The organism is Micromonospora sp. Llam0 (assembly GCF_003751085.1).
GTDB lineage: Bacteria > Actinomycetota > Actinomycetes > Mycobacteriales > Micromonosporaceae > Micromonospora_E.
Genome location: NZ_RJJY01000001.1, coordinates 1,866,687 through 1,888,358 on the forward strand (window position 1 = coordinate 1,866,687; position 21,672 = coordinate 1,888,358).

The following is a 21,672-nucleotide window of genomic DNA, read 5'->3' on the forward strand; positions in this document are numbered from 1 at the left end:
ACGAATCCGGGTGTCAGGCCGGGACCGGGGCGTCGGTGCCGGTCGGCCGGAACCGACGTACCGGGCGGACGGCCCGGCGTACCCGGTGACCGGCACCCCGGTGGGCGACATTCGTCGTCAACCGGCCCAGTCGGGTCCGGCGGAGCCGTTCGATCCGTTCCAGCGGCAGCAGCCCGAGCCCGGCCGCGGCGACCGCCGAACCGCCGACGACCGACCAGCCGACCGGTCCCAGCGGACGGCAGCCGAAGAACTGACTGACCACCGGCGTCTGCACCACCCCGAACAACGCCCCGAGTGACACCCCGGCCGCCGCCAGCACCGTCGGATCACCCTTCGCGGCGACCGCGGTCTGTGCCAGCTGGGATGCCACCAGCGAGGCGAGCGCCACGCTGCCGGCGCGGGCGGGGGTGCCGGTGAACCGGGCGGCCAGCCAACCGCCGGTGGTTGCCAGCGCGGTCGCCGCCGCCCGCCGAGCGACCTGCTGGTTGAGGCTGGCGCCGAGCGACGACTCCGGTCCCTCACGGGCGAGCTCGTCGGCGCTGATTCCCCGTGGTGGGCGGGACGCCACGGCGATCGCCGGCAGCAGGTCGGTCATCAGGTTGACGAACAGGATCTGCCGGGGGTTGAGCGCCTGCTGACCGGAGATGAGCGAGCTGCCGACCGAGAAGAGGATCTCTCCCAGGTTGCCGCCGAGCAGCAGGGCGAGGGCCTCACGCACCGACACCCACATCGCCCGCCCTTCGGCCACGCCCTCGGCGATGCTCTCGATCCGGCCGTCGACCACGATCATGTCCGCCGCCTGGCGGGCGGCGCTGGTGCCGTGATCGCCGAGGGCGATTCCGACGTCGGCGAGTTGGATCGCCGGTGCGTCGTTGGCGCCGTCGCCGGTCACCGCGACGACCCGGCCGGCCTGGCGCAGCGCCCGGACCACGGCGACCTTGTGGGCCGGACTGACCCGGGCGAAGACCGCTGTCCGGGACACCAGCCCGGGCAGCTGATCCGGTCCGGCGGCGTCGATGTCCGCCCCGGTGACCACCGCGCTGCCGTCGAGCAGGCCGAGTTGCGAGCCGATCGACTCGGCGGTGCTCGGGTGGTCACCGGTCAGCATCACCACGGTGATCCCGGCGCGGCGCAACCGCCGGACGGCGTCGGCGGCGGTGTCGCGTGGCGGGTCGGCCAGGCCGAGCAACCCGTGCAGCTCCAACCGGTCGATGCGGTCGTCGTCGAGGTCCCGGCGACCGGACGCGACCCGACCGGCGACGGCGAGTACCCGCAGCCCGCCGCGGGCCAGCCGGTCGATGGCCAGGTCGATCTCGCGGCGGCCGGCGTCGTCCAGCGGCACCACGCCGTCGGCGCGGCGCCAGGTCGCGCACCGCGGCAGCACGGTCTCCGGGGCGCCCTTGACGCTGATGACGGCACCACCCGGGCAACCACCGAGTACCGCGTGGAAGCCCCGGCCCGGCTCGAACGGCAGTTCGGCGAGCGGCTCCCACCCGTCGGCGCCTTCCCGGATGCCCACCCCGGCCGAGTAGGCGCCGTCGACCACCGCCTGGTCGGTCGGGTGGGGCAGTTTCTGATCGCCGTCCGGGACGGGGGTGGCCCGCAGCGCCGCGGCCAGAACCTGTCGCAGATCGGAGCCCAGCTCGTCGACGGGCTCGGTTCGTCGGCCGTCGCAGACGCTCTGCAGCCGGATCGACCCCTGGGTGAGGGTGCCGGTCTTGTCGAAGCAGATCACGTCGACCCGGCCGAGCGCCTCCATCGCCCGGGGGTCCCGGATCAGCACGTTGTGCCGGGACAGCCGCCTGCTCGCGCTGAGCTGGGCGGCGGTGGCGACGAACGGCAGTCCCTCGGGGATCGCGGCGACGGCGAGGGCCACCGAGGACCCGACCGATTCGGCCAACCGGCCCCGCAGTAGCCCGCTGCCGAGGGTCGCCGCGGCGGCGGCGAGCGCGGTCGGTATCGATGCCGAGGTGATCTGCCGCAGCCGGGCCTGCACCCCACCGCGCGGGGATTCGTCCTGCACCTGGTCGACGGAGCTGCCTGCCTCGGTCGACCGGCCGGTCGCCACCACGACGGCGGTGGCCGTGCCGGCGGCCACGGTGCTGCCCGCGTACACCATGCTGGTGCGGTCGGCGACCGCGTCGGCTCCGGTGCCGTCGACGGTTTTCGCCACCGGGACCGATTCACCGGTGAGGCTCGACTCGTCCATCTCCAGGCCGTTGGCGGTGACCAGCCGGCAGTCGGCGGGCACCGAGTCGCCCGCTTCCAGGCAGATGAGGTCACCGGCCACCAGATCCTCCGCTGGGCGGACGTGCTGTTCGCCGTCGCGCTGCAGCCGTACCCGCAGGGCCCCGGCGCTGAGCAGCCGGCGCAGCGCTCGCCCGGCCGCCATCTCCTGGGCCCCGGCGAGCAGCGCGTTGGCCATGATCACCGACAGCACCATGACGGCGTCCACGGTCGATCCGGTCATCGCCGACACCCCGGCGCCAGCGGCCAACGGACCGGTCAGTGGCGTGTCCAGCTCGGCCGCGGTGGCCTGCCACAGGCCACGTCCCGGCCCGTCGTCGGGTTGGCCACCTGACTGTTCGGCCTGCCGTTGCCGGGCCTGTGCGTCGCTGAGTCCTTCGGCCGAGGAGTCGAGCCGGGTGAGCACCTCGTCGACCGGCATGGCGTGCCAGGGTGCCCGGCTGCGCGGCGCGGGTGTCGCCCGCCCGCGCAGCCCGTGGGCCGCCCGGTGCCCAATCGCCAGGTTGACCAGGCCAGCCACGTTGTCGATCAACAACGACCGCGAGCCGCCACGTGGGCTACCGTCGAGCACGCCGAGCGCGGCGGCGGCGACGGAGCCGAGCATGGCCCGCCGGGCGCTGTCGGTGCTCACCGAACGGGCCAGCGCCGTGGCCTCCAGCACCAGCCAGGCGGTCTCCAGTCCGGGCGCACAGATCAGGTGGGCACCCCACGGCGGGCGGCGGGCGGCGGCCCGGATCACCCCGATTCCGCAGTCCGCAGCGGCCAGGGCGACGTCGTTGCGGGCGGCGATCAGGGCGACCCCGTGGCCGGCCTGCTGCAGCGTCCGTACGGAGGCGGCCAGTTTCGATCCGCCGGCCACCGTCCCCGCCGCCTGGCAACGGCTGGCGAGCATGCTGCCGGTCGGACCGGTCGCCGGACTGCGGCCGGCCCGGCTGCGGCCCGCGATGAGCAGTTGGCCGACCCGGCGGGCTGCCGTGGTGAGCGCCTCCGCCAGCGGGTCCAGTTCGGCCTCGGCACGTACCAGGGCCATCGGCTCCCCGTGGTGGGTGAGCACCAGCAGGTCACCGCCGGGAGTCCCGGCCCGGTCGCCGTTCGCCGGGTCACCACGGCTGAGCCGGTCCAGCAGGTCGGCTGGCAATGCATGGGTGAGCCGGTGCGGGGCGGTCAACGCCCAGCCGTCGGTGGCCTCGCCGCCGCCCGGCCTGCCGGTGGTCGGCTGGGGCTGGTCACGGCCGTCGCCCGGGCCGGTGGCGGGATCCAGCAGCCGGGCCGCGATCCGGCGGGCCTGCTCCTCGGTTCCCCTGACCGGAACCACCGCGGTGACCAGGGTACGGCCGGTGAGCAGCACCGAGGCGTCGACGATCACGGTGTCGACCCGGTCCAGCCGGCGCAGCGCGGCGGCTTCCCGCACCACCACGCCCCGCTGGGCGAGGATCCGGCCGAGCTCTCCGCAGTAGGCGTCGCGGCCGGTCCGGGCGCTGCGCGGGGAGGCGACTGCGGTGACCCGGGCGGCACGCTGCCGGCCGCCCGGCAGCATGGTGAGCATTCCGACGGTGACCAGGGTCAGCGTGCTCATCCGTTGGGCGTAGCGCTCGATTGGGCCGTCCGGCAGCTGCCGGGGGCGGGCCGGCGCCGGCAGCGCCGGTGCGCGACTGCTGTCCGGGTCGGGATGCAGTTCGCGCGCCCGGGCGGCCCACACCTTGTGGTAGGCGGAATCCTCGGCGATCAGCGAGACCCGCAGCACGGCGTCGGTGAGGCTGGTCAGCGGGCGCTGGGAGGCCGCCGCCACGGCGGTGCTGAACATCGCCTGGCCGAGGTCCGCGCCGACCGGGCCGAGCGTGCGGCGCAACCAGGAACGCAGCTGCGGGACGTGCTCGAAGGCGGCGGGCAGTGCGGCGAGCTCGTTGGGTAGTGCGGGCAGCCGGAGTACCTTGCCGACGGCTCCGACACCGGCGCCGATCAGATCACCGGCCAGTGACACGGCGTTACCGAGGCCGGCGTCGACGTGCGTGGTGCCGGTCGCTTGCGGGGCGACGCGCCGCTCCGCGTCGGCGAGCGCGGCGACGAGCCGGGAGTTGCCGATCACCTCGGAGTCGAACCGGACCACCATCCGGCCCAGCGCGCCGTTCCAGGCCGCCCAGTGCACCCCGTCGACCTCGTGGAGGGCCTGTTCCAGCCGCTGCACGTCGGCGATCACCCGACCGTGGTCGTCCGTGCTGACCTCGAGATGGGCGTGGCCGTCGTAGGCCCAGGCGTGCCGGGCGTGGGCCATCCGGCGGTGCCGTACCGAGCTGATGGTGGCTGCCGGACGCTCCAGCACGGGCGTCACCTCCCTGGCGTCGGTCCGCCCCGGGGGATGACGGTCAGTGGTGGCTCTCGTCTCCTCACGGTAGGCGCGGGCGGTGCGTAGCTGAGTGGGTTTCCGGTTTTCGGGTCCGGCGGCCGGTCCGGAAGTACGGCCGATTGGTCACTTTGAGTAGTTGTTTCGTCGCTCTATGCTTGAGGTGGCCGCTGCGGTCGTCGATCAGCCGTTCGCGGCGCTGGTGGGAGGGGACCGCCGTGACGCAGCCGGATGACTGGGACAGCCGTACGCTGATCGCGCTCGCCGGCCGCCCCCGGGCCGCCCCCGGGCTCGTCACGGTGCTGCGCGAGGTGGCGTTCCGGTACGGTGACCGGCTCGGCGACGCCGAGCGTGCCGACCGCGACGGCGAACCGCAGTGGCACCACCGGGTCCGGCAGGCGTTGGACCGGCTGCGCGCCGCCAATCTGGTCACCGGCGGCCGGACCTGGTCGTTGACCGACGCCGGTCGGGCGCGGGCTACGCTGCTGGCCGGCCAGGGGACGTCGTCCGTGCCGGCACCCGACGGGCCGGCCGCCACCGCCACCGCCGCCACCGCCGCCACCGCCGCCACCGCCGCCAACGACGCCAACGACGCCAACGACGCGCCCGGTCCGGACAGTCCAGCGCCGCTCGCCGCGCCCGGGGTGATCACCGATCCGTTGCGGGCGGTCACTGGGCGGCAGCGCCTCGGCTTCCCGCTCGGCCCGGACGAGCCGGTGCCGGTGCTGGCGGCGGTCAACCTGCACTTCGCCGGCGGACCGCAGCGCGCCACCGAGCAGTTGGCCGGACTCTGGTTCCGGGTCACCGCGGGTCGGCACCCCCGGCCACTGGCCGGCGAGTACGTCGTCGGGGAACTCAGCGTCAACCAGATGAAGCGGCTGGTAGCGGCGGACACCGTCGTCGGCGATCCGGATCAGCGCAGCGTGCACCGGATCTGGCCGGACTTCCCAGTCCGGCCGCAGATCGACGTCTCGGCGGCCACCATCAAGGCAGACGCGGCCCGGCGGACCTTCAACGCCACCGGCGAACGGATCGTCTGGGCGGTGGTCGACTCGGGTATCGACGCGCGGCACCCGCACTTCGCCAGCTACGCGACGCTCAGCGCACCCGAGGTCCGCGACCTGCACCGCAGCTTCCCGCCCGGGGCACGACCCCGGGCGCGCGACGCGTTGACCGACGACAGCGGCCACGGTACCCACGTCGCGGGGATCATCGCCGGTGGTGTGGACGACTGGGCATGCCGGCATCCGCAGCGGACGGTACGGGTGATCGAGCACCGCTACGACATCGACGATCCGGCCGTGCCGGTCCCGGTGTCCCGCCCAGTGGTCGATCCGGCCTCGATGGTCGGTGTCGCGCCACTGACCAGGTTGGTCAGCCTGAAGGTGCTGCACGGTGGGGGTAACCTCACCGAACGGGTGTCCCGGGTGATCGCCGCGCTGGCCTACGTACGCGAGGTCAACGCGCGTAGCGACCGGGTGATGCGCATCCACGGGGTCAATCTCAGCGTCGGGTACGAGTTCGATCCGGAGTGGTTCGCATGCGGCCAGTCCCCGCTCTGCCGCGAGGTGGACAAACTGGTCCGGTCCGGAGTGGTCGTGGTGACCGCCGCCGGGAACTCCGGGTACGGCGCGGTCGGCGCGCCGTTCGGCGTACCGTCGCGGTTCGCGCTGGGCGCGACGATCAACGATCCGGGTAACGCCGAACGCGCGATCACGGTCGGGTCGACGCACCGCGACATGCCGCACACCTACGGGGTGTCCTACTTCTCCTCGAAGGGGCCGACCGGCGACGGCCGCCGCAAGCCGGACCTGGTCGCTCCCGGCGAACGGATCGTTTCCTGCGCGGCGGGTGCCCGGCTGGCCACGACCCAGGCCGGCGGGCCGGACCCGCGCACGGCGGTCTACCTGGAGGAGTCCGGTACGAGCGTGGCGGCACCACATGTTTCCGGCGCGGTCGCAGCCTTCCTGTCCGTGCGTCGGGAGTTCATCGGCCAGCCGGATCGGATCAAGCAGATCCTGCTCGACACCGCCGTGCCGCTCGGCCGCGACCGGCACTTCCAGGGCCACGGGCTGGTGGACCTGATGCGGGCACTGCAGTCGGTGTGACCACCGGTGGCGGCGGAAGGGGCCCGATGACGGATCGACGGATCGGCGGTCTTCCGTGGTGGGAGCTGCGCTTCGACGCCGGAGGCGATCCGGACCCGGTGTCGGTGACCGGGCTGCTGTCCGGTGCCCGTGCCCGTGGCGTCACCGATCTGGTGGTGCTCGCGCACGGCTGGAACAACGATCGGGATGTCGCTGACGCGCTCTACGCCGCCTTCTTCAACCTGCTCGCCGAGCAGGCCCGGCGGGCGGGACCGTGGGCGGAGAGTCTGGGGCTGGTCGGCGTGCACTGGCCGGCACGCCGGTGGCCCGACGAGCCGGCGCCGGACTTCGAGCCGGTCGGCTCGACATGGCCCGGTCCCGGTCCGGCCAGGCTCGCCGGTGCCCGTGCCGGGGTAGGCCCGGTCGGCCGGCGTCGCGGCCCGGATCGTCCCCGATCGGCGGGTCTGGACGACGAGACGCTGAACGTGCTGCGGGCCACCTTCCCCGTTGGCGCGCCGGCCTTGGACCGGATGGCGCACCTGCTGCGCACCTCGCCCACCCGGGCCCGGGTGCGGGCCTTCGCCAACGAGCTCCGCCAGTTCGCGACGGTGACCGCCGACGGTTTCGGCGACGACGGCGATGCGGTACCGACCGGCCCGGACCTGGCGGGGGCCGGGAGATCTGCGGACGGTCCGGCTCCGGCTGGGCCCGCGCCGGCGCTGCCCGCGATGCTCGACGTGGACCCAGTCAAGTTGTACGCCCGCTTCCTCGACGAGCTGCGGCGCTGCCACACCCCACTGGACGCGGCGGCGGTCGGCGGCGCGGCAGGCCTGGTGGACCCGCTGCGCGGAATCTGGCACGGGGCCAAGGAAGCGCTGCGGCAACTGACCTACTGGCAGATGAAGGGCCGGGTCGGCCGGGTCGGCCGGGTGGGCCTGGGGCCGGTGCTGACCCGGCTTGCCACGGTGGCGCCGGCCGTGCGGATCCACCTGGTCGGGCACAGCTTCGGGGCCCGGCTGGTCAGCTTCGCCGCCGACGCGGCGCAGCCGGCGGTCGGCGGCACGGTTCGCCCGGTGCGGTCGTTGACCCTGCTGCAAGGGGCGTTCTCCCGGTTCGCCTTCGCCCCGACGCTGCCGTTCGATCCGGTCCGGTCCGGTGCTCTGGCCGGGCTGCCGGCCCGGATCGCCGGGCCGGTCTCGGTCTGCTTCTCGACCAACGATTCGGCCCTGGGCGTGTTCTACCCGCTCGCCTCGCTGGCCGCCGGGGACGACGCCGCGGCGACCCCGGCGCTCGCCGAGCGGTGGGGGGCACTCGGCTTCCACGGTGCCGCCGGTGTCGGTGCCCGGTCGTTGCCACTGGCGGCGGTGGGCCATGGCGGCAACCGACTGGAGCACCGGCGGGTCCACAACGTGGACGCCACCGCCGTAGTGCGCCGCGGTGGGCCACCGGCCGGAGCGCACAGTGACATCGTCCATCCGGAACTCACCTGGCTGGTCCTGGTGGCCGGCGGGCTGGTTCCGTCGTCGGGCTGAATGGGTGTCACGTACGTGGTCCGTCGCCGACAACGCTCGGTTATCGGCGGGTGACCCTGCTTCTGTATAGTCGCCCAGCTAAATGGGTGTCTGTCAGCTGTGTGACTGACTCTGGGTAGTTATCCGGACGCACTTCGGTGCTGACTTTGTCCCGTGTGTGTTACATGCTGTGGGGGCATCGCATCGATTCAGATGCACTCACCGACGAAAGGCCACCGCATGTCCTCACCACACCTGCGCCGGTCCGGGGTCGTCGTGCTCGCGGCGCTGCTCGCCACGGTGGCGCTGATCGCACCGCGACCAGCCGCCGCAGCACCACACAGTGGCCGCGGGGCGGTCACCACCGCCGAGGCACCGGTGTTCGACGGACGGCACAGCGGCACCGCCGCCGATCCGCAGCGGGTCCGGGACTACTGGACCCCGCAGCGGATGCGCGACGCACGGCCCGCCGACGAACTGCTCCGCGACCTGTCGCCGCCGGCGCGTCGGGGCACCGCGCCGCAACCCGGGCGGCAACCGGCCGGCACCGTCGCTCCGGCAGCCCCGCACCGGCCGATTCCGGCGGCACCGGCTGCTGCGGGCGAGTCCACCGGCGACAGCGCGGCATCCGGCGGCGCGCCGGCCGTCAATGCCTCGGCCAGCGTCGGCAAGGTCTTCTTCCGCAACCCGGTGAACGGCTACGACTACGTGTGCTCCGCGGCGACGGTCAACAGCGTCTCCCGGCTGCTGGTGATGACCGCCGGGCACTGCGTACACGGCGGCAGCGGCGGCACCTGGATGCAGAACTGGACCTTCGTCCCGCGCTACAACTACGGGGCCCGGCCGTACGGCACCTGGTCGGCGAAGTACCTGACCACCTTCACCGCCTGGGCGAACAACAGCAACCTGGACCGGGACGTCGGCTTCGTAACCGTCCGGCCCAACGCCGCCGGCCAACGGATCGTCAGCGTCGTCGGCGGCAACGGCCTGTCCTGGAACTACAACTACCAGCAGTACGTCACGATCCTGGCCTACCCGGCGGCGGCGCCGTACGACGGTGGCTGGCAGCAGTACTGCCGGGGCACCACCAGCCGGCCCGGTTTCTGGCCGTTCCTGGAGAACCGCATCCAGTTGCGGTGCGGCTTCACCGGCGGGTCCAGCGGCGCGCCGTGGCTGCGCAACTACGACGGCAGCCTCGGTTACGTCAACGGCGTGATGAGTACGCTGAACCCGAGCACCGGGTGGAACAAGAGCCCGTACTTCGACACCGCCGTCTACAACGCCTACGCGTCGGTCGCCGACCGGGTCTGACCCGGCCGCCGACGGCGTCGCCCGGCGGTCCGTTCGACGCGGCGGCCCTCCCGGTTCGACGCGGCCCTCCCGGCCGGAACGGGCACCGCCTGTTCCGGCCGGGATCGACCGTGCCCCGTCGGCGACTAGTCGAAGAACCGGGCGAGGTGACCGGGTGACGGGTCGGGATCGTTCGCACGGGCGGCGACCAGATCGGCGAAGACCGTGGCCCCGTCGCAGGAGGCGTGCTGGGGATACCAGCGTCCGGCAGTCCCCGGCTGCTGGCAGATGCCCTTGATCGTCTGCAGGTCGAAGAACCGCAGATGGGTCGGATCCGCGACCGCGTTGACATGCCGCCACCACGGCGAGAGCACATGCAGCACACCGCCAGGGCGCAACACCCGGTGGCACTCGTCGATCAGGCGCAGGTAGTCGGTCAGGTGCTCCAGCACGTGCACCGCGAAGATCTGATCCGCCGCGTCGTCGCGCACCGGCAGGCCGTCGCGCAGATCAGCGACGACCGCCACCGCCTTGCCCGGTCGCTGGTCCAGGCCGATGTTGCCGGGGTACTGCGGGCCGTCGCCGCAGCCGATGTCCAGGATCACCGGCTCGGCGCCGGCGATCCGGACGCGGTCCCAGACCCCGTGCACCCCCGCCAACCGTCCGATCGCCTCGCGGACCCGACGCAGCTCCGCCTCGTCGGCGACGTCGCCGGTCAGATGCGCGACGCCGCCGTCGAACCGGACCTCGACGTCGAGGTCGCGCAGTCGGGGATCGGCGGCCAGCAGATCGACGGCAGCGGCGGTCAGATAGCCGTCGTGCAACCGGTGCCGGGTGCTGGAGAACTCCGCGTAGAACACCCGACGCCGGTACCCGGCCTCGACCGGACGAAACGCGGTACATCCGCACCGCCCGTCGTACGTCGCAGGTTCAACCGGGTCGGCCGATCTCGGCCAGCAACTGCTCGGCGTTGACGAACCGCTCGGCGGGCAGCGCCCGTAACGCCTGCAGCAACGCGGTGTCCGCGCCGAGTTCCTGTGCCCGCCGGACCAGGTCCTCGCGGGAGAGCGGGAAGTCCAGGCCGTCGACGTAGTCAGGGAGCCGTGGTGCGTCGGTCATGGCGGCAGCGGTACCCGGCCCCGGGCCGGTCCACGCCTGCCCGGCGGGCATCAGGTGACCGAAGCCCGGTCGCGCGGCCAGCCGTCACCGGGCCCAACTCACTCCACCCGGGTGACGCGGTGTCATCCGGGCGGCTGCCACGATCACTAACAGCTCAACCGGCCCGCGCCGGACGCCGGTACGAGGGGGGACGGTCATGCCGCGCGCAGTGGGAATCGACCTGGGCACCACCAACTCGGTCATCGCCGCGGTCTCGGGGGGCCGGCCCACGGTCGTACCGAACGCGACCGGGTCGCGGACCACTCCGTCCGTGGTGGCGTTCACCGAGGCCGGCGCCCTGCTGGTCGGTGATGCCGCCTGCCGGCAGGCGGTGCTCAACCCGCAGGGCACCGTCCACTCCGCCAAACGTTTCGCCGGACGGCGTTACGACGAGGTCGGCCGGGAAGCCGCCGAGGTGGTGTTCGACGTGGTCGGTGACGGCGGTCTGGCCCGGTTCGACGTCAAGGGCCGCCGGTACGCTCCGGAGGAGATCAGCGCGCTGGTGCTGCGCAGCCTCGTCGACGAGGCGGCCAGGACCCTCGGTGAACGGATCGATCGGGCGGTGGTCACCGTACCAGCGCATTTCGACGATGCCCAGCGCACCGCGACCCGCGAGGCCGGCCGACTCGCCGGCCTGGAAATCCTGCGGCTGATCAACGAACCGACGGCTGCCGCGCTGGCCTACGGGCTGCACCTGCGCCAGCGGCAGACCATCCTGGTGGTCGATCTCGGCGGCGGGACCTTCGACGTCAGCGTGCTGACCGCCGGTGACGGCACGGTCGAGGTCCGCGCCGCCGCCGGCGACAGCCACCTGGGCGGTGACGACTTCGACCACCGTCTGGTGGAACATCTGGTCGCCGAGTTCCACCGGGACCACGGCATCGACCTGGCGGCGGACCCGCAGACCCGGCGGCGGGTGGTCGAGGCGGCCCGGCGGGCCAAGGAGGAACTGTCTGCGGTCACCGAGGCGGAGGTCAACCTGCCGTTCGTCGCGTCCGACGCCGCGGGTCCCAAACACCTGCGGACCCTGATCGACCGGCCGTCCTTCGACGAACTCACCGGTGATCTGGTGGAACGCTGTCGCAATCCGGTGGAGCAGGCGATGCGGGACGCGCGGGTCGCCCCAGCGGACCTCGACCAGGTGCTGATGGTCGGTGGCGCGACCCGGATCCCGGCGGTGCGCGACCTGCTGCGCCGGCTGGCCGACGGTCAGGAGCCGCAGTTGCTGATCAACGCCGACGAGGTGGTGGCGCTCGGCGCCGCGGTGCAGGCCGGGCTGCTCATCGGTACGGGCGGACCCGCCCGGTTGCGTGACGTCACCCCGCTCGCCCTCGGACTGCAGGCACACGATGGGACGATGGCGACGATCATCGAGCGCAACACCGCCATCCCGGTCCGGCGGACCCAGGTCTTCTCCACCGCCGAGGACGGCCAGACCAGCGTCGACGTCGTCGTCCGGCAGGGCCAGCGCCGACGGGCGGCGGACAACCGGGTGCTCGGGCGGTTCCGGTTGTCCGGAATCCGGCCCGCGCCGCGTGGGGTGCCCCGGATCGAGGTCACCATCGACACGGACGCCGACGGAATGGTGACGATCTCGGCGCGCGACGCCGACGGCGGTAGCCGTCAGTCGATCGTGGTGACCGAGATCGTCGAGCCACGGTCGCCGGCGGGCGACGCCGGGCCGGTGGCCGCCGCCACCGACCCCGCCGGGGATCTGGAGTCACTGATCGAGCTGGTCGAGCGGGAGCTGACCGGACCGGCCACCGGCGTACCCGCCCACGAGCGCACCCGGGCCCGGATGCTTCTCGACGACGCCGGGGGCGCGTTGCGCGAGCACGCTCCGGTGGAGCGGCTGCGGACGCTCGCTGCGGAACTGCGACAGGTCGCCGCCGTGTTCGTTCCGGCGATTCCCGGTGCCTAACTAGCGCGTTCAGTCAGTCCCCGGGCCGCGGCGGATCCGCTGCGGCCGAGTCGATCATCGTCCGTTGCCGGCGGTTCGCCGCAGCACTGCCGAACTGCCGGATGCCGGCGGCGCGGGCCGCCCGTCCGCGCGGTCCGGTGCCGCGGCTGCTTCCCGGGTCCGGCCCGCCGGCACCGGGTCGTCCCAACCGGGCCGTGCCCGCCCGGCCGGTCGACGGGCCGGCGGTGGCGTGCCGGGCCGGCGGCAGCGCTTCCTCTTCGACCGGAGCGGCCAGCTCGCTGCGGGCCCTGGGCAGCCAGTCGGGATGATGCCGGCGGAGGAACGTGAAGAGACCCTCGCGTAGCTCGCACCGCAGGTCCCACGAGCTGGGCGCATCGGCGGCCGAGGCGAGCAGCCGTACGCAGATGGTCGTCTCGGTCGCGTCGACCACCTGCATCACCCACTCCCGGCGGTCCCACAGGGCGGAGGCGTCGACGATGCGGTGCGCCTCGGCCCGCAGCACGTCGATGTCGGCGGTGAAGTCCAGGTGCAGGATCACGCTGCCCAGCACCTGCGCCTCGTTGCGGGTCCAGTTCTGGAACGGGGTGGTGGTGAAGTAGGACGTCGGCAGGATCAGCCGGCGCTGGTCCCAGACCCGTACCACGACATAGGTGAGCCGGATCTCCTCGACCCGCCCCCACTCCTCGTCGACCACCACGACGTCGTCGAGGCGCAGTTCGTCGCTGAAGGCGAGCTGCAGTCCGGCGAACACGTGGCCGAGCACCGACTGAGCGGCCAGGCCGGCCACCACCCCAGCCACGCCGGCCGAGGCGAGCAGAGACGCGCCCAACGCCCGGAGCTGGGAGAACGTCATCAGCGTCGCGGCCAGCGCGACGATACTAATGATCACCGCGGTGAGCCGGCGGAGCAGACCGATCTGGGTACGGGCGCGTCGCCGCCGTCGGTTGTCCGCCATGTCCACCGGCAGCCGGCGGAACGCGGTGTCCTCGAAGACGAACAGGATCCGGATCACCAGCCAGGCGCTGGCGTAGATCAGCGCGAGCAGCAGGATGTGCAGCGCTTCGTCACGGACCTCGCCGGTGATCCCGCTGAACGGCACCGCAAGCAGCAATCCGGTGACCAGCAGCGTGGCGCTCCATGGCCGGTGGCACTCCCGGTGCAGTGTGTTGAGGAACGGTGCGACCCGGCCGCGCGCCGCGTGCCGGACCACCCTGCCGGAGAGCCAGGCCAGGGCCAGCGAGCCACCGACCGCGACGACCACCGTCGCCACCGCCCGACCCAACTGCTCGTCCCACACGGCCCGGTGACCTCCGCCCGCCGCCCGGTCAGCTACCGGGTTCCACGGTGATCCGGTTCTCCACCGCGGTGACTCCCGGCGCCGACCAGGCGATCCGCTCCGCCTCCTCACGCTCCAGCCAGGAGCGGACCACCCCCTTGACGATGACCCGGCCACCGTCGGTGTCGACGGTGACCTGCCGGGCGTCGGTGGCGGCGCTGCGCACCAGCGCGTCCTCGATGCTGCGTCGAAGCTCCGGTGCCGAAGGGTTGATCCGGGGGCGGACGGCGATCAGATTGGTCACCCCGCGTACCCCGGAGAGCCGGCGTACCGCCCGCTCCGCCGCTCGGCGCTGGAACTCCCATTCGACCTCGCCCTTGAGCGTGACCCACCCGTGGGCGACGGTCACCTCGAGCCGTTCGATCGGAACGAACGCGTCCCACTCCAGCGCCCGGGTGGCGGCGCCAGCGACATCGGCGTCGGTGCGCTCCGCTGAGCTGGGCAGCCGTACCTCGATGTCGTTCGCGACCGCGGTCACCCCGCGTACCCGGTGGGTGGTGCGCTCCGCCGCCCACTTCTTGCCGTAGTTGTCGACCCAGCCCAGCAGCGTCACCACGCCCTCCAGCACGGTCACGCCGATCTCGTTGGGCTGGACCCGGGCGTCCCATTTGAGTTCTTCGAGGACGTCACGCTGGATCTCCTCGTCCGTACGCACCGTCGCGGCGGTCAATTTTCCTCCAACGAATGTCGTCGTGCCGGCCTGCCGGTGGACTCAGAGCAGACGCAGTTCACGCGCCCGGCGTACGGCCTCCCGGCGGCGGGGGGCACCGAGCTTCTGGTAGATGTTGCGGACGTGGGTCTTGACCGTGTTCACCGACAGGAACAGCTCGGCGGCGATCTCCCCGTTCGACAGCGTCCCCTGCAGGTACCGCAGTACGGTCAGTTCCCGGTCGGTGAGCGGTTCGGCCAGCGCTGGGGCCGGACGGTGTCGGTCGGCGTGCCGCCGACCGACACCGTCGACGAGATCGTTGACAAGGTTCCGGTGCCGGGTCGGTGAGTCGAGGTGCTCGACAAGCAGGTCCCGCGCTGGGGAGCCGGCGTGGTTGAACACCAGCCGGTGACCGTCCGGGGCGGCCAGGTCGAGCACCTGTTCGAGCAGCTCGCGGGCTTGACGTTGGTCGCCCATCCGGTGGGTGGCGACGGCCGCGACCAGCCCGGCGTTCAACCGTTCCAGCAGGGTCACTGGCTGGCGTTCCGGCTGGATCGCCGGTGGGTCCGCCGGTGATCCACCATTCGGTGCCGACCACTGGGGGAGCGCCGCCAGAGCATCGGCCGGTCCGTCGGCGAGCAGATGCAGCCGGGCCAGTGCGATCGCCACCCCCGGTGCGCGGTCGTCGTGGATTTGGTCCAGCAGCAGTTCCCGGGCCCCGTCGAGGTCGCCGCAAGCCATTCGGGCCTCGGCGAGGGCCAGCTGGCGCAGTCGGCTGTGCGGACCGTCGGGCGGGTCCCGGTCCACCGGTGCAGTGGTGAGCAGATCGGCGACTGCGGCGAAGTCCCCCTCAGCCTGTCGAAGCGCGGCCCGGACCACCGGGAGCAGCCCGGTGACCGTCCCCGGTGTCCCGGGCACGACCAGCGCTGCGGCCAGATCCAGCTGCCGGGTCGCGTCGGGCAGTTCGTCGCGGTACAGGGCGACCAGGGCGAGCGCGAGATGAGCGGCGGCGGCGTGGCTGGCACACCGACGTCCCGGGCAGGCCGCAGTGACCAGGGTCTGCTGGGCGGCGCGGTAGGCGGCCGCCAGCTCACCCCGCCGGGCGTGCAGCAGCGCCAGTTGACCGGCGGCGTACCGGGTCGGGCAGCCGTACCCGTTGGTTGCCGGGGCGGTGATCAGACCGGTCAGCGCCGCCTCGGCGTCGGTCAGGTCGCCGCGACCGAACTGGACGGTTCCGAGCATCGCCGTCGCCACCGCGCGTGCCCGTTCGCCCAGGGTCTCCACGCCCTCGGCCGGCGCACCTGCGGTCGTCGTGGCCAGCCCGGTGGTGGCGAGCAACTCGTCGGCGTAGCTCAGCGTCTCGTCGTACCGGCTCCCGTCGATCGCGGCCACGAGCCGGTTGGCGATGCTGGTCGGTTCCTGGCCGCGGATGTCCGGCAGCGGCCCGGCCGCCGGCCGGCCAGCGGTCTCCAACCGGTCGACGGCGGCAGCCAGCGCCAGGCCCGGATGACCGGCGTCCAGGCCGGTGGGCAACGGGGTGTGCCGGGCGTCCTGGTGACCGCAGAGCAGCAGTTCGGGCCAGTGCTCGTCGACCAGTTGGCCGGCACCGGCCAGGTCTCCGCAGGCCAGCCCGTGCCGGACCGCCGCCAGCGGCCGGCCGTGTGCGCGATGCCACCGGTACGCCCGCTCGTGCAGCCGCGGGATCTCGTCAGCGAACCGGCTGCTCAACTCGGCGTACAGCACGTCGCTGAGCATCCGGTGACAGCGGTACCAGGTCGGGTCGCCGCCCACCGCGAAGATGAAACCGGCGGCGTCGCGGGCGGCCGCAGCCAGCTGCTCCTCGCCGTCGTCGCGCCCGGTCAGCTCGTCGGCCAGGGGACCGCAGACCCGGTCCAGCACCGAGGTGCGGACGAGCGTCTGACGCGTCAGCGCAGCCTGCCCGGCGAGCACCTCGGCGGACAGGTAATCGGCGGCCGGGTCGGGATCGGCACCGACGTACTCCCGTACCGTCGTGGGTCTTTCGCCGGCCCGCAGCGCCAGACCGGCCAACCGGACCCCGGCCGGCCACCCCTCGGCCCGGTGGTGCAGTTCGCGGATCTGGTCGGTGACCGGGCCGAGGCCCTGCGCGTCGACCAGACGGGCACTCTCGGTCAAGGTCAGCGCGAGCTCGGCGGCCCGGATCTCGGTGAGCTCACCGGTCAACCGGTACCGGTGCAGTGCGAGTGCCGGTTCGGTGCGGCCGGCCGCCACCAGACGCAGTCGCCCACGGCAGTGCCGCAGCAGGAACTCGATTCCCCGGACCACCTCGGGATCGGTGACGGTGTGCGCGTCGTCCAGCACCAGCAGGACCGGCTCCGGCTGGGCGGCGATCACCGACGCGAACCGGGGCAGGAAGAGTTCGCGATCGGCACGGCCGGGAGCGGGCGGCGCGGGCCGGTCCGGGTGCCGGCGGGCCGTCTCGGCGGCGAGCGCCGCGTGTAGGTACGACCAGAACCGGTCACCGCGGTCGGTGGACTCGAGAGTCAGCCAGATCGCACTGCCCCTGGCCTGTCGGCCGACGAACCAGCCGGCCAGCAGCGCGGTCTTGCCCCAGCCGGCCGGTGCGACCAGCAGCGTCAACGGGCCACGCGTACCGACCTCCAACCGGGCGGTCAGCCGCGGCCGGTCGAGCAGGCCGGCCGGTGGATCCGGCGGGGCGGTCTTCGATCCGAGCAGCGGCACCGGATCAAGGTTCGTCGGGGCGGTCGGCCGGAGCGCGCGATGGTGTCCCGCCACGGTTTCCTGTCCGGCTGTGCGCATCCGCCACTCCCGTCGCCGTGCCGGCGGTGCTGCCTGCGCGCCTGCCGGTCCTGAGTGTGTGTCGCGGGTGGCGTTCCCCGACCTGTCCGGTTCTAACGCGCCACCGTCGCAGCGGACCATTCCGGTTGAGTTACCTTGGCCCGTCCGGCGTTGACATATCAGTTTTTATCCCTCCCTACCGGGTACCCGGTGAACATCCGGCCGTAGTGTCGGCTCAGCGCAGGGGGTGCGCCGTGAACGACGTTCCGTCCACGCACACCGAGCAGCACAAGCCGCTGCGGATTGCCATGATCGTGCCGCCCTACTACGAGCTACCTCCGCCCGGTTACGGCGGCGTCGAGCAGGTCTGCGCCGCACTGGTCGACGCGTTGGTCGCCCGGGGCAACGAAGTGACGCTGTTCGGAGCCGGCAGCCGGACCGGGACCGCCGCGAACTTCGTCAGTACCGTCCGCGAGTTGCAGTCCGACCGGCTCGGTCACTCCCTGCCGGAACTCGTCCATCTGGCCCGGGTGGACCGGCTCATCGAGGACGACACCTTCGACGTCGTGCACGACCACACCACCGTCGGTCCGCTCGCCGCCACCCGTCGGCGGGTGCCGACGGTGGTCACCGTGCACAATTCGCCGGACGGCGAGCTGGGTGAGTATCTGCGCGGTATCGACCGAGCCGTCGCGTTGGTGGCGATCTCCTACGCGCAGCGTCGTGTCGGTGGCGGCCTGCCGTGGGCGGCGACCGTGCACAACGGGCTGGCCGCCGACGTTCGGCCCAAGCCGGTGCCGGCCGACGGCCCGGTGCTGTGGCTCGGGCGCTTCGCTGCGGACAAGGGCCCGGACCTGGCGATCGAGGCCTGCCGGACGGCCGGCGTGCCGCTCGTTCTTGCCGGCAAGGCGACCGAGCCGTCCGAGCGGCGCTATCTCGAGGACGTCGTCCAGCCGATCCTCGGCCCCGACGTCGAGCTGCTGGTCAACCCCGACCGACAGCGGTGCTGGCAACTGCTCTCCGAAGCCCGGTGCCTGCTCATGCCGATCCGCTGGGAGGAACCGTTCGGGATGGTGATGCTGGAGGCGATGGCCTGCGGCACCCCGGTCGTCGCCCTCAACCGGGGTGCGGTGCCGGAGGTGGTGCGTCACGGCGAGACGGGGATGGTCTGCACCGACCCGGCCGAGCTGCCGGAGGCCATCGAGCGGGCCGGAAAACTGGACCCGCGGGTGTGCGCGGAGCACGTACGGCTGTCGTTCTCGCCGGATCTGATGGCGTCCCGGTACGAGCGGATCTACCACCGGTGGAAGTACGCGATGTCGCTCGCGGCGCCGACCGACGGCGAACCGGAGCCGGTGCAGCGACCGGAGCACGACCTGTTGCCGCTGGTGGTCGACGGCTGAATCCGGTTGGTGCGGGCGGCCGGGCCGCCCGCACCAACCCGAAGGCGGGCGGTCCACGGCATGCGACTGCACAACTGCTCGGGTGGCGGTTCGTGACCAGCCGCGTAGGGTGGTGCTTGAGCAGCGGTCCCGGTGCGCTGTCCGGGACCGGTCAACCGGGACAAGGGAGTGGGGCCTGGCTGGTGAGCACCGCCGACGTCACGGACTGGGAACCGGGCGACGGGCGGGTCTGCACACCCGAGTCGACGGCGACGGCGGCTTACGGAGCTGTCCCGCCCGGTGCTGCGGCTGATCCCCGACTCCGGCATGGGGAGCCGACCATACCGTCCGCCGCAGCCCTGAGCGGACCTCCCGGGCAGGCCACCGTCGACAACTTCCGCGAAGGGCTGCTGATCTGTGACGGTGCCGGGGTGGTTCGGCAGTTGGACGCCACCGCCCGACGGCTGCTGCCGGAGCTGGTCCTCGGGCAGGTGGTCGCCGCCAGCGGCATCGTGGGGCTGGACCCGGCCACCTGGGACAGTTCCTCCGCTGCGGAGCTGACCCACCACGGACACCGGCTGCGGTTGCGCCGGGTTCCCTTGGCGCACGACCGGATCGCCTGGTATGTCGACGACGCGACCGAGCCCACCGCGCGCGCTGACGCCCTGCTCGCCGAGCGGGCCCGCTGGATGTTCCTGGCCAACGCCAGCCAGCAACTCGGCAACCCACTGCACGAGGACCGGGCAGCCCGGGCCGCCGTGCGGCTCGCGGTGCCGACGCTGGGACAGTCCGCGGTGCTGGTGGTCGCACCCCGCCGTGGTCGCGCCCACTGGTGGCGGGCCGTCGATCCGGGTACCGGTGGGAAACCACCGGTCGACGGCGGCGCGATCGCGGTGACGGAGCTGCCACCGGCGTTCACCGAGGCGTTGCGTGGCGTCGAGGCGACCTCCCTGGACTGGCTTGCCGATCAACTCGTCGACCTGGGTTGGCTGTCCCCGCCGCAGGGCCGGGATTCCGCCGTGCGGGTCGCCGCCCTGCCGGGCAGCACGCATCCGACCGGCGTGCTGCTGGTCGCCCGACCCGGTCCGGTCGGATTCGACGACGCCGATCTGCATCTGTTGCGGGGGTTCGCCGCCCGCGCCGGCTCCGCGCTCGACGCTGCGGTCCTCTACCGTGACCAGTCGGAGATCGCGGAGACCCTGCAGGCCAGCCTGTTGCCGGCGGTGCCCCGACCGGTGCCGGGTGTGCAGTGGGGCACCGCGTACCGGCCGGCCCCGTCGTCGCTGCGTATCGGTGGCGACTTCTACGGCGCATTCGACCTGCCCGAGCGCGAGGTGCTGTTCTTTCTCGGTGACGTCTCGGGTAAGGGCGTCGAAGCGGCGGTGTTCACCGGCCAGGTACGCCAGGCGCTGCAGGCGCTGCGTAACGTCGAGACCGATCCGAGACGACTACTCCGCCTGCTCAACGAGTCAGTCCTGGAGACGACCCAGGCCCAGGGGCAGGGCCGGTTCGCGACAATTGTGCTCGGGTCGGCCCGTCCGGCCCGCGACGGTGGTCTGACGCTCACCCTGGCCGGCGGTGGTCACCTACCGCCGTTGGTGCTGCGGGGCGACGCTACGGTGCAGACGGTGCCGCTCAGCGGCATGCTGATCGGCGTGGTCCCGCAGCCGCGGATCGGTCAGTTGACCGTCGACCTCGCGCCCGGTGAGACGTGCCTGCTCTACAGCGACGGGGTCACCGAGGCCCGTGGCGGGCGGTACGGCACCGAGCAGTACGGTCTCGACCGGCTCACGCAGGCGTTGCAGGGGTGTCATCAGCTGCCGGCGCCGGCACTCGCCGAACGGGTGGAGCAGTTGGCGGGGGACTGGCTGGCCGGCCGCGAGCACGACGACATCGCCGTGCTCGCGGTTCGCGCTGATCCGCCCGGCCACTTGCTGCGGTACCGGCGTCTGCCTGCCAGGTCCGACCCAGGACCGGACAGCTGACGGTAGTGGTCGCACCGTCAGCTGTCGAGGTAGGTGGCGCGTACCCGGCCCTGCTGAACTTCCTTGCGGCCGCAGACGAGGTCGCCGCGCTGGCGTTGGCCGAGGAGTTGCTGGCGGCCGGGGTTCCGGCCGAGTCGGTACTGCTGGATCTGATCGCGCCGGCCCAGGTCCAGGTCGGCCGATGGTGGCAGCGCAACGAGTGGTCGGTGGCCCAGGAGCACGCGGCGACGCATGTCAGTGAGTTGATGGTCGCCGCGGTCACTACCTGGGCCGCGCCCCGGCCACACCGGGGCAGGGTGATCGTGGCCTGCCTGGACGGGGAGTGGCACGCGCTGCCGATGCGTCTGCCGCAGGCACATCACACCATTCAGGCCTGCCAGCGGGCCGACGTGCCGGTCCTGGTCGGCGGCCGGGGCTTCGGACCCGACGGCCGGTGGGCCCGGGCGATGGGGGTGGGGTGGGCTCCGGACGCCCGGGCCGCGCGGCGGACCTGCTCGCCGAGTCCGGCGGTGACCTGGCCCGCACGGTCGGGGCGACCAGCCGGCTCGGCGGCGAGGAGTACGCCGGGCTGTTGAGCAGGCGTGCCGAGATCATCGACGTCGCGCTGGACGATCTGCGGCACCGGGAACCGTCGACGGCCGGCTACACCACCGGGCAGTGGGACGCAACGGTCGTCGATCTCGGTCACCTGGTGGACTTCCTTTCCGCTGCGGTCTACGTGGACGACTCCACGTTGTTCGTCGAGGCCGTCGACTGGACGACGGAGGTACTCGGGTCCCGCGGTGTCCCGGTGGCCGGCATGCGACGTACTCTGCGTGTATTTGCAAGCACATTGCGTGACTTTCCTCGGGTCTATCAATTTCTGCTCGACGGCCAGCGAGCCCTTGACCTCTGTGATCCGAGCTGATTTCACTGTCGAGGTCGACGGATTCGGCAGCTGGTACTTGATCGATCTGTCCCTTGTGCGGCACTAGTCGCGAACGTGTT

14 protein-coding genes are annotated in these 21,672 nt (G+C 72.7%); 8 read left to right on the plus strand and 6 right to left on the minus strand.

Annotation, left to right across the window (positions count from 1 at the left end; genetic code table 11):
- Positions 1 to 13 precede the first annotated feature (13 nt).
- Positions 14 to 4,567: an HAD-IC family P-type ATPase gene (locus EDC02_RS08415; RefSeq protein ID WP_123601453.1), complete on the minus strand. Its 4,554-nt coding sequence runs from the start codon at positions 4,565 to 4,567 to the stop codon at positions 14 to 16.
- Positions 4,568 to 4,806: 239 nt separating this feature from the next.
- Between EDC02_RS08415 and EDC02_RS08425 the strand changes: the two genes are divergently transcribed.
- The 3 genes from EDC02_RS08425 to EDC02_RS08435 all read left to right on the plus strand — a co-directional run bounded on the left by EDC02_RS08425 (position 4,807) and on the right by EDC02_RS08435 (position 9,497).
- Positions 4,807 to 6,696 carry a S8 family peptidase gene (locus tag EDC02_RS08425; protein WP_199757548.1) on the plus strand — a complete coding sequence of 630 codons (1,890 nt, stop codon included), beginning with the start codon at positions 4,807 to 4,809 and terminating at the stop codon, positions 6,694 to 6,696.
- Positions 6,697 to 6,722: 26 nt separating this feature from the next.
- Complete coding sequence (locus EDC02_RS08430) at positions 6,723 to 8,207, plus strand: serine-threonine protein kinase (RefSeq protein ID WP_123601455.1); 1,485 nt, start codon at positions 6,723 to 6,725, stop codon at positions 8,205 to 8,207.
- Between the two features lie 219 nt (positions 8,208 to 8,426).
- The gene (locus tag EDC02_RS08435) at positions 8,427 to 9,497 is read left to right on the plus strand and encodes a serine protease (RefSeq protein ID WP_123601456.1); all 1,071 of its coding nucleotides are present in this window, start codon (positions 8,427 to 8,429) and stop codon (positions 9,495 to 9,497) included.
- A gap of 125 nt (positions 9,498 to 9,622) precedes the next feature.
- Here the strand turns inward: EDC02_RS08435 and EDC02_RS08440 are convergent, their stop codons facing one another.
- A complete protein-coding gene (locus EDC02_RS08440) occupies positions 9,623 to 10,336 on the minus strand; it encodes a methyltransferase domain-containing protein (RefSeq protein ID WP_123601457.1) in 714 nt (237 codons plus the stop codon).
- 70 nt (positions 10,337 to 10,406) lie between these two features.
- Complete coding sequence (locus EDC02_RS08445) at positions 10,407 to 10,595, minus strand: DUF2795 domain-containing protein (protein ID WP_123604621.1); 189 nt, start codon at positions 10,593 to 10,595, stop codon at positions 10,407 to 10,409.
- Between the two features lie 196 nt (positions 10,596 to 10,791).
- Between EDC02_RS08445 and dnaK the strand changes: the two genes are divergently transcribed.
- Positions 10,792 to 12,555 carry a molecular chaperone DnaK gene (gene dnaK / locus EDC02_RS08450; RefSeq protein ID WP_123601458.1) on the plus strand — a complete coding sequence of 588 codons (1,764 nt, stop codon included), beginning with the start codon at positions 10,792 to 10,794 and terminating at the stop codon, positions 12,553 to 12,555.
- Between the two features lie 13 nt (positions 12,556 to 12,568).
- On the opposite strand, the gene EDC02_RS08455 is transcribed toward dnaK, so the two are convergent.
- From EDC02_RS08455 to EDC02_RS08465, 3 genes are read right to left on the minus strand one after another with little or no spacing between them, the layout of a single operon-like run.
- Complete coding sequence (locus tag EDC02_RS08455; RefSeq protein WP_233605806.1) at positions 12,569 to 13,852, minus strand: mechanosensitive ion channel family protein; 1,284 nt, start codon at positions 13,850 to 13,852, stop codon at positions 12,569 to 12,571.
- A 28-nt stretch (positions 13,853 to 13,880) separates the two neighbouring features.
- Positions 13,881 to 14,561 (minus strand): BON domain-containing protein, encoded by a 681-nt coding sequence (locus tag EDC02_RS08460; protein ID WP_123601459.1) that lies wholly within the window; start codon positions 14,559 to 14,561, stop codon positions 13,881 to 13,883.
- Between the two features lie 42 nt (positions 14,562 to 14,603).
- Positions 14,604 to 17,339: a LuxR C-terminal-related transcriptional regulator gene (locus EDC02_RS08465; RefSeq protein WP_158632099.1), complete on the minus strand. Its 2,736-nt coding sequence runs from the start codon at positions 17,337 to 17,339 to the stop codon at positions 14,604 to 14,606.
- 287 nt (positions 17,340 to 17,626) lie between these two features.
- Between EDC02_RS08465 and EDC02_RS08470 the strand changes: the two genes are divergently transcribed.
- From EDC02_RS08470 to EDC02_RS41445, 4 genes are all read left to right on the plus strand, one after another.
- The gene (locus EDC02_RS08470; RefSeq protein WP_123604623.1) at positions 17,627 to 18,721 is read left to right on the plus strand and encodes a glycosyltransferase family 4 protein; all 1,095 of its coding nucleotides are present in this window, start codon (positions 17,627 to 17,629) and stop codon (positions 18,719 to 18,721) included.
- A 182-nt stretch (positions 18,722 to 18,903) separates the two neighbouring features.
- On the plus strand, positions 18,904 to 20,685 hold the full coding sequence (locus EDC02_RS08475; protein WP_123601461.1) for a PP2C family protein-serine/threonine phosphatase: 1,782 nt from the start codon (positions 18,904 to 18,906) through the stop codon (positions 20,683 to 20,685).
- Between the two features lie 5 nt (positions 20,686 to 20,690).
- Entirely contained in the window at positions 20,691 to 21,260 is a 570-nt protein-coding gene (locus EDC02_RS41440; RefSeq protein WP_233605807.1) for a B12-binding domain-containing protein, read from the plus strand.
- Entirely contained in the window at positions 21,257 to 21,592 is a 336-nt protein-coding gene (locus EDC02_RS41445) for a hypothetical protein (protein WP_233605808.1), read from the plus strand. The genes EDC02_RS41440 and EDC02_RS41445 overlap by 4 nt, the downstream gene beginning before the upstream one ends.
- Positions 21,593 to 21,672: the final 80 nt, after the last annotated feature.

Coding starts and splice junctions, on each gene's coding strand:
- EDC02_RS08445 (WP_123604621.1), bottom strand. CDS start 10,595: ATGACCGACGCACCACGGCTCCCTGACTACGTCGACGGCCTGGACTTC.
- EDC02_RS08430 (WP_123601455.1), top strand. CDS start 6,723: ATGACGGATCGACGGATCGGCGGTCTTCCGTGGTGGGAGCTGCGCTTC.
- EDC02_RS08470 (WP_123604623.1), top strand. CDS start 17,627: ATGATCGTGCCGCCCTACTACGAGCTACCTCCGCCCGGTTACGGCGGC.
- EDC02_RS08465 (WP_158632099.1), bottom strand. CDS start 17,339: ATGCGCACAGCCGGACAGGAAACCGTGGCGGGACACCATCGCGCGCTC.
- EDC02_RS08435 (WP_123601456.1), top strand. CDS start 8,427: ATGTCCTCACCACACCTGCGCCGGTCCGGGGTCGTCGTGCTCGCGGCG.
- dnaK (WP_123601458.1), top strand. CDS start 10,792: ATGCCGCGCGCAGTGGGAATCGACCTGGGCACCACCAACTCGGTCATC.